Raw genomic sequence first — 14,067 nt, 5'->3', positions numbered from 1 at the left:
GAAGAAGCGGCATGAAGTTCATCGACGAGGCAACCATTACCGTGAAGGCCGGCGACGGCGGGAACGGCTGCGTGAGCTTTCGCCGCGAGAAGTTCATCCCGTTTGGCGGGCCGGACGGCGGTGACGGGGGCGATGGCGGCTCTGTGTGGCTGGTCGGCGACGAGGGGCTCAACACCCTGGCCGACTTCCGCTACCAGCGCCGCTTCGACGCCCAGCGTGGCGAGAACGGCATGGGGCGCCAGCGCACCGGTGCCTCCGGCGCGGACCTGGAGATCCCGGTCCCGGTCGGCACCCAGGTCCGTGACGCCGATACCGACGAGGTCCTGGGCGATATCACCCGCGACGGCGAGCGCCTGCTGGTCGCCCAGGGCGGCTTTCACGGGCTCGGCAACACCCGCTACAAGTCCTCTACCAATCAGGCCCCGCGCCAGAGCAAGCCCGGCACGCCGGGCGAGCTGCGAAAGCTGGCGCTTGAGCTGATGGTACTGGCTGACGTGGGGCTCCTGGGCCTGCCGAATGCCGGCAAGTCCACCCTGCTCTCGCGCGCCTCGGCCGCACGCCCGAAGATCGCGGATTACCCGTTCACCACCCTGATCCCGCAGCTGGGCGTGGTGCGCATCGGACCGAACCAGAGTTTCGTGATGGCCGATATCCCCGGCCTGATCGAGGGCGCGGCAGAGGGCGCCGGGCTAGGCACCCGCTTTCTCAAGCACCTGGCGCGCACCCGTTTGCTCCTGCACGTGGTCGACGTGGCCCCGCCCGACCCCGAGGCCGATCCGGTCGCAGACATGCAGACCGCGCTGGGCGAGCTCGAACGCCACAGCGATGAACTGGCCGGCCGTCCGCGCTGGATCGTGCTGAACAAGAAGGAACTGCTGGACGCCGAGGCCCTCGAGACCCTGATCACGAGGGTGCGCGAGGTGGCGGGCGGCGAGCGCCCGGTGTTCACCATCTCCGCGGCCACCGGCGACGGGGTGGACGCGCTGATGCAGGCCGTCATGCGCCACGTCGAAGCGGCCAACCAGGAGCCCGCCACGGCCCCCACGGCGACCGGCGAGGCCGGGGAGGATCACGCGTGAGCACCCGCGCCCTGCGCGAACTCCCGGCCATCCGCCGCGTGGTGGTCAAGATCGGCTCCGCGCTGATCACCGCCGATGGCGCGGGCCTGGATCGCCCGGCGCTGGAATCCTGGGCTCACCAGATCGCCGCGCTGCGGCGCAAGGGGCTGGAGGTCATCCTGGTCTCCAGTGGCGCCGTGGCCGAGGGCATGCGCCGGCTCGGGATGAGCGAGCGCCCGCACCAGCTGCATCGCCTGCAGGCCGCCGCGGCCGTGGGGCAGATGGGTCTGGTGCAGGCCTACGAGCGGGAGTTCGCAAGCCACGACCTGCACGCGGCACAGGTCCTGCTGACGCATGACGACCTCGCCGATCGCTCGCGCTACCTGAATGCCCGTTCGACCATGCAGGCCCTGCTGGAGATGGGGACCATCCCCGTGGTGAACGAGAACGACACGGTCGCCTACGAGGAGATTCGGCTGGGGGACAACGACACCCTGGCGGCCCTGGTCGCCAACCTCGTGGTCGCAGACCTGCTGCTGATCCTGACCGACCAGGACGGCCTGTTCGACCGTGATCCGCGCCAGCACGCCGACGCAGAGCTGATCCACGAGGGCCGCGCCACGGATACCGAACTGCACCGCTTCGTGGCTGCCGATTTCGGGCGCCTGGGGCGCGGCGGCATGGCCACCAAGCTCAAGGCCGCGGAGCGCGCCGCGCGCTCCGGCACGCATACCGTGATCGCCTCCGGGCGCGAGGCCCAGGTGATCGGCCGCGTGCTGAAGAACGAGCGCCTGGGCACCTGGCTAAAGCCCGACCGCGAGCCGCTGGCCGCGCGCAAGCGCTGGCTGGCCGACCAGCTGCATTCGCGCGGCGAACTCCTGCTGGATGCCGGCGCAGCACGCGTACTGCGCGAGTCGGGCCGCAGCCTGCTGCCGGTGGGCGTGGTGGGCCTGCGCGGCGACTTTCGCCGCGGCGAGGTCGTGACCTGCGTCGACCCGGACGGCCGCCCGGTCGCGCGCGGGCTGACCAACTACGCCTCCAGCGAGGTGGAACGCATCCGCGGCCTGCGCGCGGACCATGTCGAGGCGGAGCTTGGCTACCTCCTGGAACCCGAGCTCATTCACCGCGACAATCTCGTTCTCTTGTAGATGCATTGCCCCGGCGATCCCACCGCTCGACGAATGCGGTAAGGTGCCCGCATCCCGAATCACCGACCCGAGCCAAGGAGCCCGCATGTCGCGCGAAATCATCCAGACCGAAAATGCCCCGGCCGCGATCGGCCCCTACTCCCAGGCCGTGCGTGCCGGCGACACCCTGTACCTGTCCGGCCAGATCCCGCTGGACCCGGCCACGATGGAGCTGGTCGACGGCGGCATCGAAGACCAGATCCGCCGCGTGTTCGACAACCTGAAGGCCGTGCTGGAGGCCGCCGGTGCGGATTTCTCCGACATCGCCAAGCTGAACATCTTCCTGATCGACCTGACCCACTTCCCGCTGGTCAACAAGATCATGAGCGAGGTCTTCGCCGAGCCGTACCCGGCCCGCGCCGCAATCGGCGTAGCCGCCCTGCCCAAGGGTGCGCAGGTGGAGATGGACGCCATCGCCTGGTGCCCGCGCGGCTGATCCGCGCGCGGCGACCGCGGTGGACCTTCAGGCACCGCTGACGGGGTTCAAGGGCGTCGGCCCCGCAGTGGCCGAGCGTCTGGCCCGCCTGGGCCTGGAACAGGCCCGCGACCTCCTCCTGCACCTGCCGCTGCGCTTCGAGGACCGTACCCGGCTGACCCCGATCCGCGCCCTGCGCCCGGGACTCCCCGCCCTGTTCGAGGGCCGGGTTACCCATGCCGAGGTCGTCCATCGCCGCCGACGCATGCTGGTGGTCACGCTGGAAGAGGACGGCGCGTCCATCCTGCTGCGATTCTTCCATTTCGGCAGTGGTCAGCAACGCCGCCTGAGCCCGGGCACGCGCATTCGCGCCTTCGGCGAGCCCCGCGGTATGCCCGGCGCAATGGAGTGCGTGCACCCGGAACTCCAGGTGGTGGGCACGAAACCGCCCGTGCTGGAGACCCACCTCACTCCGATCTATCCCACCACCGAGGGCATCTCGCAGAAGCTCCTGCGCCAGCTGGTAACCGAGGTCCTGCCGACGACCGGGCAGCTGCCCGACCTGCTCCCGGAGCTGAACCAGCGCCAGCTGCCCGGGCTGCACACGGCCCTGCAGCAGCTGCACCACCCGCCGGCGCGGGCCGAGGCCCTGGATGCACTGGACACCGCCGAGCAGCGCGGGCCCGCACGCACCCGCCTGGCCCTGGAGGAGTTGACCGCCCACCAGCTCGCCCGCATGGAACAAAGCCGCGCCCCGCAGGATACGCGCCGCGCGCCGGTCATCCGCCCCGAGGGCGCACTGTGGCGACAACTGCGCGACCAGCTCCCGTTCGAGCCCACCGGCGCACAGGACCGCGTGATCCACGAGGTGCGCGAGGACCTGGCCCGCCCGGCTCCGATGAACCGGCTGGTGCAAGGCGACGTCGGCTCCGGCAAGACCCTGGTCGCAGTCGCGGCCGCCCTGGCGGCGGTGGAGGCGGGCCATCAGGTGGCATTCATGGCCCCCACCGAGCTGCTCGCCCGTCAGCATGGGCGCAATCTCGCCATGTGGCTGGAACCGCTGGGCGTGTCGGTGGCGTGGCTGGGCGGACGCCAGGGCGCCAGCGAGCGGAGCCAGTTGCTTTCGGAACTGGCCAGTGGTCAGCGCCAGGTCGCGATCGGCACCCACGCCCTGTTCCAGGAGGAGGTCCGCTTCCAGCGCCTGGGGCTGGCGATCATTGACGAACAGCACCGCTTTGGCGTGCACCAGCGCATGGCCCTGCGCGACAAGGGCAACGGCCAGACGCCGCATCAACTGATTATGACCGCGACCCCGATCCCGCGCACCCTGGCCATGGCCCTGTACGCCGATCTGGACAGCTCGGTCATCGACGAGCGTCCACCGGGGCGCACACCCGTGCGCACCGCACTGATCAGCCACGAGCGCCGCGACGAGGTGATCGAGCGCATCCGTGCCGCCTGCGGCTCCGGCACCCAGGCCTACTGGGTATGCCCGCTGGTGGAGGAATCGGAACAACTGGAGGCAGAGTCCGCGGAGGCGACCGCCGAACGCCTGCGCGAAGCGCTGCCGGAGCTGAACATCGGGCTGGCCCATGGGCGCATGAAGGGGCCCGAGCGCGATACGGTGATGGAACGCTTCCGCGCCGGCGCGCTCGATCTGCTGGTCGCGACCACGGTGATCGAGGTCGGCGTGGATGTCCCCAACGCCAGCCTGATGATCATCGAGAACGCCGAACGCATGGGGCTGTCGCAGCTGCACCAGTTGCGTGGACGTGTCGGGCGCGGCAACACCGCCTCCGCCTGCGTGCTGCTCTACCGCCCGCCGCTGGGCGAGACCGCCCGCGAGCGCCTCGAGGCGATGCGCCGCACCGACGACGGCTTCGAGATCGCGGAGGTGGACCTCCGGTTGCGCGGCCCTGGCGAGCTGCTGGGCACACGCCAGACGGGCGACCGCAGCTTCCGCGTGGCCGACTGGTCACGCGATCAGGACCTGCTGGAGGAGGCCACGGAACTGGCCCTGCGCGTGCGCGAGGACCGGCCGCGTGCTGCGGCCCTGATCGAGCGCTGGCTGGGCAGCGCCACGCGCTATGCCACCGTCGGCTGAATCCGGGCCGCACGGAACGCCCGTCCCCGTCATCCATCAGACAAGAGAGCAAAGGAGTACTCAATGCCCGTTGAATCACTGTTATTGCTGCTGCTGGTCGGCGGCATCGCCGGCTGGCTCGCGGGTTTGCTGGTCCACGGCGCCGGCCAGGGCATCCTGCTGAACATCGTGATCGGGGTCATTGGGGCGGTGCTGGGTGGCTGGCTGTTCACCCAGCTGGGGGTACCGACGGCCGGCCTGATCGGGACCCTGGTGGCGGCCACCGTCGGGGCGATTCTGCTGCTGGCGCTGCTGCGTCTGATCGCACCACGCAAGTGGTAAACGAACCGCATGGAGGGAGACGCAATGATCCAGATCCTCGGCATTGTCCTGCTGGTCGGTGGCCTGATCGCGGCCATCGTCGGACTGCAGGACAGCTTCGGCCTGCGTGAACGGGCCGCCCGCCTGTTCTTCGGCCGCTTCACCCGGCGCACGCTTGCCCTGCTGACCGGGGGCGTCACCGCCGCGGTCGTGGGGCTTGCCCTACTGGTCTGACTCCCCCGCAGTCATCCCCCAGCGTATGACTTTTCCAATGCTCACACCCCGAAAAAAGGTTGGCGCATATCGTCCGACCCGGTAGGGTCCGGACCGGGAGCAGGCGGTCACCCCGGGACGGGGGGCACGCCCTGCCCCGACCATAACAAGACCCCGGGGGACCGCATGACGCACTATTCCACGCGCCGACTGGCGCTCAGTGTGGCCGTCGCCGGCGCCGTGTTCGCCGCGCCGGCCACCCTGCTCGCAGCGGGGTTCTACATCCAGGAACAGGGTGTCACCGGCCTTGGCCGAGCCTATGCCGGCGAGGCCGCCGCCGCCAATGACGCCAGCACCATCTACTTCAACCCGGCCGGCATGACGCGTCTGCAAAGCGGCGAGTTTCAGGCCAACGTGCACCTGCTGATGCCGCGCACACGCATGAGCGACCGGGGCTCCTCGGCCACCGGCGCCTTCGGCGAACAGGCCACCGACGGTGGCAACGGCGGCAACCCGTACGAGCCGACCCCCGTCCCGAACCTCTACTGGGCCGAGCGCTATGGCGAGCGCCTGTGGCTGGGCGTGGGGCTGACCGCACCCTATGGCCTGGCCAACGACTACGACGACGACTTCTTCGGCCGCTACGACTCCACCGAGACCGACCTGAAGGTGATCAACCTGCACCCGTCGATGGCCTTCGAGTTGAGCGAGCGCGTCTCCATCGGCGGCGGCCTGGACCTGCACTACGCGAACGCCACGCTGCGCAGCGCCATCCCCTCGCCCGCGGGACCGGATCCGGACACCGATGGCGAATTCAAGCTGGAGGGCGACAGCTGGGATGTCGGTTTCAACCTGGGCCTGCAGGCCGACCTGACCGACGCGACCCGGCTGGGCCTGCACTACCGCCACGGGGTCAGCCAGAACCTGCGTGGCACCGCAACGATCACGCCCCCGGCCGGGACCGGTGCGGATACCAACACCATATCCGCGCAGGCCGAACTGAAACTGCCGGATATCGCGAGCGTCGCCCTGTCGCACGAGTTCGATGCCCGCTGGACCGGGCTTGTGCAGTACACCTGGTTTCGCTGGTCGAACTTCGACGAGATCGATGTTCGCGGCAGCGGTGGCGGTTCCATCCAGACCCTGGATCAGAACTATCGCGACAGCTATACGATCGCCCTGGGCGCAGAATATCAGGCCAACCCGCAGTGGACGCTGCGCGCCGGAATCCAGTACGACCGCACACCGACCCGCGACGGATTTCGCAGCACGCGCACACCGGATGGCGACCGCACCTGGTACACGGTCGGCGCCAGCTTCCGCGCCAGCGATCGCTTCAGTTTCGACTTCGGCTATGCCTATATCGACGTTGACAGCGAGTCGATCGAGCTCGAATCGGAGTTTGCCAATGCCGGGGTAACCACCGAGACTCGCGGGCGCACGCGGGGCGATGTACACGTCCTGTCGGCCGGATTGCGCTACCGCTTCTGATGCCTGCCGGGGCGAGGGATCGCGCCCCGGCCCTTCACGGCTTCACCAGCTCCACCCCGCACGACTCCACCAGCGCGGCACGATCCGCCGCGGCCAGGTCCTCGCGGCCCGCGTTCGCGGGGCCCAGCTCCGCGTGCATGACCGCGGCGGGGTCATCGACGTGCCCGATCCCCAGCGCATGGCCGAGCTCGTGTGCCAGCGTCAGGCGCAGTTCGTCAATGTCGCTCGCCTTGTAGACCGTGATGCTGCGACGGTTGCCCTGCTGCTGGTAGATCGCCATGTCGAAACCGCTGCCCGCAGCCGCTGTCCGGTTGAACTGATCGACCTGCTCATTGAGGGCGGCGATCTCGCGTTCCAGGTCGCGACCGGCCGCGTTCAGATCCGACCGGCGATCCTCCAGCCCGCGGCGGCGCTCTTCCAGTCGTTCATGCTCCTCGCGCAGCTCTCGCGCTTCCCGTTCCAGACGCTCGCGGGCCTGCGCACTGCGCTCCCCGCGCCCCGCATTCCAGTCGGCGACCCGGCCTTCGTGCGCACGGCGGCGCTCGTCGAACCCGCGCACACCGCGTTCGTACAGCTCGACGTCGGCGTTCAGCGCCGAGCGATGGCGGTCCAGGCGCTCCCGGGCATCGTCGATATCCGCTTGTGCCTGATCCAGCTGCGCACGCGAGCGCTCCCGCGCCATGGCGCCGGCCTGACGTTCGTCGAACACCAGCCGCACGACCATCCCTTCACCGTCGCGGGCGGTAAACAGCCGTTCTTCGGTATGGGTCTCCCACATCGCCACCGCGGCATCGAGTGCGCGGCGCACTTCGTCGGGCTCCAGCTCGAAGCGCGGGTCGATTTCGCCCAGATGCATCTCCACCGGAATCGCACAGCCGGGAGCAGCCGGATGCCCGCCGCCCGCCAGGAAATCGCGCGGATCCCCGTCCAGCAGCACGGCGCCGCCCAGCACCACGGCACCCGCACCGCCCAACACCCATAATGGTATGGCCATGCATCCCCTCCGAGACCCCCAACCGCAACATGCCACCGATCAGAGACATTCGCCAATTTGCTCCCCTGCAAGCGCCAAGGCACCATGAACCGCACACATTTCGCAGGGAGAGCCCCATCATGATGCCTCGTTCCAGCCTTTACAGCCTGCTGGCCGCCGTCCCGTTCGCGTTCCTGCCACTGGTGGCCCAGGCCGAAACACCGAATATCCAGCCGGGCGAGTGGGAGTACACGAACACCACCACCATGGACGGCGCGCACCAGATGCCGGAGCAGACCGAGACCTACACCGAGTGCGTGACCGAGGACGACCTCGCGCGCGGCGAGGAGATGATCGAGGCACCGGACGGCTGCAGCGTGGACAGCATGGACATGCGCGCGGACGGTGTGGACTACACCATGACCTGCACCGATCCCGACGGCACCAGCATGGACATGCAGGGCTCAATGCAGTTCATGGGGGATCGAGCGGAGGGCGAGATGACCAGCGAGATCGACTCGCCGATGGGTCCCATGTCCGTGCGAATCTCGGTTGAAGGCCAGCGCATCGGCGACTGCTAGGGGGGGCGCCTGCTGACCGTATCTGACCGGCCCAGGCGATACCGGGCCGGCATTCTCAGCGCCTGACGGTCGCGCGCAATGCCAGGCGCACCAGCGTCTCTACCGAATCGGCCTGATCGCGCACGGCGGCGACCATCTTCTCCGCGCTGGCGCGCTGATAACCCAGCGACTCGAGCGCCGCCAGGGCCTCGCCGTCCATCGCGGCGGCCGGGGCATCGACCCCTGTGCCGGCGACACCCGGCGTGGCCGCGAATCCCATCTCGGCCAGTCGCTCGCCGAGCTCCAGCACCACCCGTTCGGCCGTGCGCTTGCCGATCCCCGGGACCTTGGCCAGTCCGGTCACGTCACCGCCGCTGATCAGGCCGGCCAGTTCATCGCCCGCGTAGGTCGAGAGCATCGCCAGCGCGAGCTTGGCCCCGATCCCGTTGACCCGGATCAGACGCCGGAACAGATCGCGGTCGCGCTTGTGCATGAACCCGAATAGCTGGTGCGCATCCTCGCGTACCACGAGGTGCGTGGTCAGCACGACACTGCCGCCCGGCTCCGGCAGGGCCGCCAGCGTGGAGAGCGGAACCTCGACCTCGTAGCCCACGCCACCCGCATCAATCACCACGCCATTCACCTCGCGGCTGATCAGCGTCCCCTCCAGCCGGGCAATCATGGGCGCCCCCCGATCACGGCCGAGGCGGCCCCTGCCAGACGCGCCTGGTGCTGGGCGGTATGGGCATGGCACAGCGCGACGGCCAGGGCATCGGCGGCATCGCTGCTGGCCGGTTCGGTCAGACGTAACAGTTGCTGCATCATGTGCTGGACCTGCTCCTTGTCCGCGCTGCCCACGCCGACCACCGCCATCTTGATCGCACGCGGCGCATATTCATGTACCGGGAGCCCGGCCTGGGTCGCCGCGCAGATGGCGGCCCCCCGGGCGTGCCCCAGCTTGATCGCCGACTGCGCATTGCGCGCGACGAACACCGTTTCGATCGCCAGTACGTCGGGCTTGAGTTCGCTGATCACCTCAACGACACCGGCGAAGATCTCGCCCAGGCGCTCGGGAAACCCCTTGGATCTGGGCCGGATCACGCCATGGCCGCGGGAACGGCCCTGGCCTTTGGCATACTCGATCACCGCAAAGCCGGTAATCCGCGAGCCGGGATCGATACCAAGGATACGCATCGTTGTTTGTCCAGAGAGGCGCGGATTACGGCGCGCAGCAGCGCGGCATCACTGCCCCACGCCTTCCGGGAAATCGGCGTTGGTAAAGACGTTCTGCACGTCGTCCAGGTCGTCCAGCATCTCCAGGAGCTTCAGCACGGACTCGGCGGTCTCCGCATCCAGTGGCGACAGGGTCTCCGGGCGCCAGGTGACCTCGGAGCTCTCCGGCTCCAGTCCGCGGTCCAGCAGCGCCTGGCGCACGTCCTGATAGGCATCGGGCTCGGTAATCACCTCGATTGCGCCGTCGTCCTCGACCTGCACATCCTCGGCGCCGCCCTCCAGCGCGGCCTCCATGACCGTCTCGTCGTCCAGACCGGGCGCAAAGCGGACCACGCCCTTGTTCTGGAACAGATAGGCCACCGAGCCATCGGTCCCCAGGTTGCCACCCATCTTGGAGAAGGCGTGGCGGACCTCGGCCACTGTCCGGTTGCGATTGTCGGTCATGCAGTCGACCAGGATCGCCGCACCGCCCGGGCCATAACCCTCGTAGCGAATCTCCTCCATCGCGGCCCCGTCGGACTCACCGGCGCCGCGCTTGGCCGCGCGCTCGATGGTATCCCGCGTCATGTTGGCGCCAAGCGCCTTGTCGATCGCCAGGCGCAGGCGCGGATTGGTCTCGGGGTCGGACCCGCCCTGCCGGGCAGCGACGGTGATCTCGCGGATCAGCTTGGTAAAGAGTTTGCCGCGCTTGGCGTCCTGGGCGTTCTTGCGATGCTGGATGTTCGCCCACTTGCTGTGGCCTGCCATTCGGTCACGACTCCTTGGGTTGGGTTCGTTGGGCGCGGCCAGGCGACCGCGAGACCCGCACAGTCTAATCGACTGGGGCCGTCGGGTTCATGCCAGGATGCAAAGGGACGCTGGATGGAGCCGCGCAGGGCGTGCACGGGGAGCAGGAAAGGTCTGCCTTGCTAAGGACGTAGCAACGGCCCCTCGACGGCCTCGCGGGCCTCGCGCCCGGCCAGCTGCTCGATCAGCGTCAGGGCAAAGTCCATCGCCGCCCCCGGACCACGTCCGGTGATGATGCGCTCGTCGACTTCCACGAGCCCCCCGGTAGAGGGGATACCCGATTCGTCCAGTGCCCCGGTAAACGAGGTCACGCGGCGACCTTCCAGCACACCCGCCTGCGCCAGCGCCTTGGGCCCGGCGCAGATCGCGCCCAGCCAGCCGTCGCGCTCGGCCTGTGCCCGCAGCATTGCCTGTACCCGTGGATCGTCGCGCAGGTGATCGGCGCCCGGTAGCCCACCGGGCAGCACGATCAGGTCGAAGGCATCGTCCTGAACTGCTTCCAGCGTGGCGTCCGGCTGGATCACCGTCCCGCGGGAACAGCGCACGGGGCCCTGTTCGAGCCCCGCGACCGTGACCTCGAAGCGCGCGCGGCGCAACAAGTCGATGATGGTGACGGCCTCCAGCTCCTCGGCCCCGGCCGCCAGCGGCACCAGGACACGCGGTGTTTCCTGCGTCATGGCCACCTCCGATCAGCGCTGGCTGTAGATGTTCAGCCCCTTGAGCAGATTCAGGGCCTCGCTCAGGCCGTAGTCGCGCTCGGCCAGGCTCTCGCCATTGTCGTCATCATCCTCCGGCACGTCCTCGCCCTGCAGCTCCCGCTGCATGCGCACCTGGGCGTCGCGGCCATTGCCGTCATCGGCACGCGAGACCGTCAGGTTCTCCAGCCGGATATCGGGCTCTACGCCGTCTTCCTCGATGTTGCGGCCGTCCGGCGTGAAGTAACGCGCGGTGGTCAGCTTGATACCGGTGTTCTCGGTCAGCGGCAGGATCGTCTGCACCGAACCCTTGCCAAAGGTGTTCTGGCCCATGACCACCGCACGCTTGTGGTCCTGCAGGGCGCCGGCCACGATCTCGGAAGCCGAGGCCGAACCCCGGTTCACCAGTACCACCATCGGGGCACCGCCGAGCACATCACCCGGCGAGGCCTGGTAGCGGAACTGCGAGTCCTCCAGCCGGCCCTCGGTGTAGACAATCAGCCCTTCCTCCAGGAACGCATCGGACACACCGACCGCACCGTTCAGAATGCCGCCCGGGTTGTTGCGCAGGTCCAGCACCAGGCCGCGCAGATCACCCTCTTCCTTCAGCTCTTCGACGGCTCGCACGACGTCACGCGCGGTGCGCTGCTGGAAGTTGCTGATACGCAGGTAGCCATACCCGTCTTCGAGGATCTCGGATCGCACGCTCTGGACCTGGATACGGTCACGGGTCAGCGTGATCTCCTTCGGCTGGTCCTCGCCCTCGCGGACGATGGTCAGGGTAATGTCGGAGCCCTTCTCTCCACGCATCTTGGAGACGGCATCGGACAGCGTCATGCCCTGCACCGATTCACCGTCCAGGCGAATAATCAGGTCACCCGCCTGGATGCCGGCCTTGCTCGCCGGGGTGTCGTCGATCGGGGCAATGACCTTGACGAAGCCATCCTCCATGCCGACCTCGATCCCCAGACCACCGAACTCGCCGGAGGTCCCGACCTGCATGTCCTCGAAGTCCTGCTCGTCGAGATAGGCCGAATGCGGGTCCAGCCCGGAGAGCATCCCCTGGATGGCGTTATCCAGCAGCTCCTTGTCGTCCACCTCGGTGACGTAATTGCGCTTGATGCGCATATACACCTCGGTAAACCGCTGCAGGTCCTCCACCGGCAAGGCATTCTGTGCGCCATTCTCGCGATCGGCATACACCGCCACCGACACGCTGAGCATGACACCGACAACCAAACCCACCACCAGGGCGTACCCAGTGCGACAAGACTTCTTCATTACCGATCCTCTAGAAACGGAGGTATTTACCGGACCGATGGTAGCACCGGGAATCTGACCCATGCCTGAACGCCCGACTGCGTCTGCTGTTTTCGCCCGACAAATCCTTCAAACACGGTCACGATTATTTCGTGACGCTCGTCATTGAGATAGCCACCAGTCCTCAGGGTTCAACGGATCGCCATTTCGCCGAATCTCGAAGTAGAGTCCCGGTGCGATCGCCTCGCGCCCGGCGCCGGCCAGGGCCATCCGCGTGCCGCCCTCGACCTCCTCGCCCTCGGCGACCAGGATTTCCTCCAGGTTGCTGTACAGCGTCAGGTAACCGCTCCCGTGGTCGAGGATCACCAGAAAACCGTAGCCCTGCATCCAGTCGGCGTAGACCACACGACCAAAATGGACGGCGTGCACCGACTCGCCGTTGTCAACCTCCAGCACGGTTCCGCGCCAGCGTGACTGCAGACGACTGCCGCGCGGCTCGTTGAAGCGCCGAACGACCGAGCCGTCCGCCGGCATCGGAAGCTCGCCCTGGAGGTCAGCAAAGGCGACATCGGAACGAACGGGCGCACGCTCGGGTGGGGGATCGCCCCGCGCAGCACGCTCTTCGCGTTCAGCCGCATCGCGCTCCACCTCGCGAATCAGGTCTTCCAGCGTCTCGGCATTGCGCTCCAGCCGCGCCAGCTCCAGCGCTTCGTCCGCGATCGCGCGTTCCAGCTCGTCCATCGCCACACGCTGCCGCTCCTCCTCGCGTTCGAGATCCGCCACCACCTCGCGCAGCGCCGCCTCCTGCTCGGCCAGCACCGCCTGCTCGCGTTCCAGGTCGTCGCGCGCGGCGCGCAGCACCTCGAGCTGTTCACCCAGGGCCGCCAGCGCCTCGGCCCGCGCCTCGCGCAGGCGCGCGGCGATCTCCGGGTGCAACCGGCTCAGCTCGCCCTCGCCTCCGGTGCCGGGTACGCGTCCCGGGTGCCGGTCGCGCTGCCACTGGTCGCGCAGCAGGCGCCCCGCCTGCACGCGTTCCTCGCGCAGCCGTTCCTCTTCCTGCTCAACGCGCGCCTCGTGCTCGGCGATCACCTCGGATTGTTGCTCGCGCTGGGCCTCCAGTTCGCGCAGTTCGCGCCGCGACTCGCTGCTGCCCCGCGCCGCGCGCTCGAGCTCATCCTCCAGACGTTCGAGCGCGGCCTGGCGCTCCTCCTGACTGCGCTCCAGGTCACGGATCGCCTCCAGCGTCTCCTCCAGTTCGGCCTCCGGTTCAAACGCCGACAGGCTGCCTGCGGGCGCCAGCAAAAATGCCGCCAGAACAAGCAGTAAGGGGTATCGGGAAGTCAAGATTGCGCAAATTCGCATATCGGGGTACGTTTAGGTACTTATATTCTCACCCGGTTACGGGCTTGCTGTTTCGCAAAACAATAAAGAGGCATGCCGTGAGCAACGAAGCGGTCGAAGAAGAAAAGATGGTCGAAGAAGAACTGATGTCTCAGGACGAGGACATTGAACGGGCCTCGCGCTCGCTCAAGGCCATGTCCCACCCCCTGCGGCTCAAGATCCTCTGCATTCTCGGCGATCGCGAGATCAGCGTACAGGAAATCGTCGATCAGGTCGGGACCTCGCAGAGCAACATTTCGCAGCACCTGGGCATCCTGCGCGACAAGGGCATCCTGGCGACCCGCAAGGATGCGAACCGTGTCTACTACCGAGTGGGGGACTCCCGCACGCTGCGCCTGATCGGTATGATGCAGGACGTTTTCTGCAGCTCCTGACATCTCCCTGACCGACG

The 14,067-nt window shown here is 68.0% G+C and carries 16 protein-coding genes; 9 read left to right on the top strand and 7 right to left on the bottom strand.

Annotation, left to right across the window (positions count from 1 at the left end; translation table 11 throughout):
• The first annotated feature begins 11 nt into the window (after positions 1–11).
• From cgtA to F468_RS0105830, 7 genes are all read left to right on the top strand, one after another.
• Positions 12–1,079 carry an Obg family GTPase CgtA gene (gene cgtA / locus F468_RS0105860; protein WP_018138638.1) on the top strand — a complete coding sequence of 356 codons (1,068 nt, stop codon included), beginning with the start codon at positions 12–14 and terminating at the stop codon, positions 1,077–1,079.
• On the top strand, positions 1,076–2,206 hold the full coding sequence (proB, locus tag F468_RS0105855) for a glutamate 5-kinase (RefSeq protein ID WP_018138637.1): 1,131 nt from the start codon (positions 1,076–1,078) through the stop codon (positions 2,204–2,206). The genes cgtA and proB overlap by 4 nt, the downstream gene beginning before the upstream one ends.
• An 85-nt stretch (positions 2,207–2,291) precedes the next feature.
• Positions 2,292–2,681, top strand: coding sequence for a RidA family protein (locus F468_RS0105850; RefSeq protein WP_018138636.1), 390 nt, complete (start codon positions 2,292–2,294; stop codon positions 2,679–2,681).
• Positions 2,635–4,764 carry an ATP-dependent DNA helicase RecG gene (recG, locus tag F468_RS0105845; RefSeq protein ID WP_081601204.1) on the top strand — a complete coding sequence of 710 codons (2,130 nt, stop codon included), beginning with the start codon at positions 2,635–2,637 and terminating at the stop codon, positions 4,762–4,764. Before F468_RS0105850 ends, recG begins: the two co-directional genes overlap by 47 nt.
• A gap of 63 nt (positions 4,765–4,827) precedes the next feature.
• Positions 4,828–5,085, top strand: coding sequence for a GlsB/YeaQ/YmgE family stress response membrane protein (locus F468_RS0105840; RefSeq protein WP_018138634.1), 258 nt, complete (start codon positions 4,828–4,830; stop codon positions 5,083–5,085).
• Positions 5,086–5,109: 24 nt separating this feature from the next.
• Positions 5,110–5,298: a DUF3185 family protein gene (locus tag F468_RS0105835; RefSeq protein WP_018994755.1), complete on the top strand. Its 189-nt coding sequence runs from the start codon at positions 5,110–5,112 to the stop codon at positions 5,296–5,298.
• 165 nt (positions 5,299–5,463) lie between these two features.
• Positions 5,464–6,768, top strand: coding sequence for an OmpP1/FadL family transporter (locus F468_RS0105830; RefSeq protein WP_018994754.1), 1,305 nt, complete (start codon positions 5,464–5,466; stop codon positions 6,766–6,768).
• A 34-nt stretch (positions 6,769–6,802) separates the two neighbouring features.
• Here the strand turns inward: F468_RS0105830 and F468_RS0105825 are convergent, their stop codons facing one another.
• Entirely contained in the window at positions 6,803–7,762 is a 960-nt protein-coding gene (locus tag F468_RS0105825) for a matrixin family metalloprotease (protein ID WP_038049037.1), read from the bottom strand.
• A gap of 119 nt (positions 7,763–7,881) precedes the next feature.
• On the opposite strand from F468_RS0105825, the gene F468_RS0105820 reads away from it, so the two are divergent.
• Positions 7,882–8,322, top strand: coding sequence for a DUF3617 family protein (locus F468_RS0105820; protein WP_018138630.1), 441 nt, complete (start codon positions 7,882–7,884; stop codon positions 8,320–8,322).
• Between the two features lie 55 nt (positions 8,323–8,377).
• Here F468_RS0105820 and ruvA read toward each other — a convergent pair whose 3' ends face one another.
• From ruvA to F468_RS0105790, 6 genes are all read right to left on the bottom strand, one after another.
• Entirely contained in the window at positions 8,378–8,983 is a 606-nt protein-coding gene (gene ruvA / locus F468_RS0105815; RefSeq protein ID WP_018175406.1) for a Holliday junction branch migration protein RuvA, read from the bottom strand.
• The gene (gene ruvC, locus F468_RS0105810; protein WP_018138628.1) at positions 8,980–9,495 is read right to left on the bottom strand and encodes a crossover junction endodeoxyribonuclease RuvC; all 516 of its coding nucleotides are present in this window, start codon (positions 9,493–9,495) and stop codon (positions 8,980–8,982) included. Before ruvC ends, ruvA begins: the two co-directional genes overlap by 4 nt.
• Before the next feature lie 48 nt (positions 9,496–9,543).
• Positions 9,544–10,281 carry a YebC/PmpR family DNA-binding transcriptional regulator gene (locus tag F468_RS0105805; RefSeq protein ID WP_018138627.1) on the bottom strand — a complete coding sequence of 246 codons (738 nt, stop codon included), beginning with the start codon at positions 10,279–10,281 and terminating at the stop codon, positions 9,544–9,546.
• Positions 10,282–10,442: 161 nt separating this feature from the next.
• Positions 10,443–10,997, bottom strand: a complete 555-nt coding sequence (locus F468_RS0105800; protein ID WP_018138626.1) for a DJ-1 family glyoxalase III — start codon at positions 10,995–10,997, stop codon at positions 10,443–10,445.
• A 12-nt stretch (positions 10,998–11,009) separates the two neighbouring features.
• Positions 11,010–12,296 (bottom strand): S41 family peptidase, encoded by a 1,287-nt coding sequence (locus F468_RS0105795; protein ID WP_018138625.1) that lies wholly within the window; start codon positions 12,294–12,296, stop codon positions 11,010–11,012.
• A gap of 141 nt (positions 12,297–12,437) precedes the next feature.
• Positions 12,438–13,637, bottom strand: coding sequence for a peptidoglycan DD-metalloendopeptidase family protein (locus F468_RS0105790; protein ID WP_038038402.1), 1,200 nt, complete (start codon positions 13,635–13,637; stop codon positions 12,438–12,440).
• 77 nt (positions 13,638–13,714) lie between these two features.
• Here F468_RS0105790 and F468_RS0105785 point away from each other — a divergent pair, with 77 nt between their 5' ends.
• Positions 13,715–14,050, top strand: coding sequence for a helix-turn-helix transcriptional regulator (locus F468_RS0105785; RefSeq protein ID WP_017925754.1), 336 nt, complete (start codon positions 13,715–13,717; stop codon positions 14,048–14,050).
• Positions 14,051–14,067: the final 17 nt, after the last annotated feature.

Source organism: Thioalkalivibrio sp. ALJ2 (assembly GCF_000378325.1).
Classification (GTDB): Bacteria; Pseudomonadota; Gammaproteobacteria; order Ectothiorhodospirales; family Ectothiorhodospiraceae; genus Thioalkalivibrio.
The sequence above is the reverse complement of the archived record's forward strand: the minus strand, read 5'-3'. Positions and strand labels throughout refer to the sequence as shown.

Coding starts and splice junctions, on each gene's coding strand:
- cgtA (WP_018138638.1), top strand. CDS start 12: ATGAAGTTCATCGACGAGGCAACCATTACCGTGAAGGCCGGCGACGGC.
- F468_RS0105850 (WP_018138636.1), top strand. CDS start 2,292: ATGTCGCGCGAAATCATCCAGACCGAAAATGCCCCGGCCGCGATCGGC.
- F468_RS0105840 (WP_018138634.1), top strand. CDS start 4,828: ATGCCCGTTGAATCACTGTTATTGCTGCTGCTGGTCGGCGGCATCGCC.
- F468_RS0105835 (WP_018994755.1), top strand. CDS start 5,110: ATGATCCAGATCCTCGGCATTGTCCTGCTGGTCGGTGGCCTGATCGCG.
- F468_RS0105830 (WP_018994754.1), top strand. CDS start 5,464: ATGACGCACTATTCCACGCGCCGACTGGCGCTCAGTGTGGCCGTCGCC.
- F468_RS0105825 (WP_038049037.1), bottom strand. CDS start 7,762: ATGGCCATACCATTATGGGTGTTGGGCGGTGCGGGTGCCGTGGTGCTG.
- F468_RS0105820 (WP_018138630.1), top strand. CDS start 7,882: ATGATGCCTCGTTCCAGCCTTTACAGCCTGCTGGCCGCCGTCCCGTTC.
- ruvA (WP_018175406.1), bottom strand. CDS start 8,983: ATGATTGCCCGGCTGGAGGGGACGCTGATCAGCCGCGAGGTGAATGGC.
- ruvC (WP_018138628.1), bottom strand. CDS start 9,495: ATGCGTATCCTTGGTATCGATCCCGGCTCGCGGATTACCGGCTTTGCG.
- F468_RS0105805 (WP_018138627.1), bottom strand. CDS start 10,281: ATGGCAGGCCACAGCAAGTGGGCGAACATCCAGCATCGCAAGAACGCC.
- F468_RS0105800 (WP_018138626.1), bottom strand. CDS start 10,997: ATGACGCAGGAAACACCGCGTGTCCTGGTGCCGCTGGCGGCCGGGGCC.
- F468_RS0105795 (WP_018138625.1), bottom strand. CDS start 12,296: ATGAAGAAGTCTTGTCGCACTGGGTACGCCCTGGTGGTGGGTTTGGTT.
- F468_RS0105790 (WP_038038402.1), bottom strand. CDS start 13,637: ATGCGAATTTGCGCAATCTTGACTTCCCGATACCCCTTACTGCTTGTT.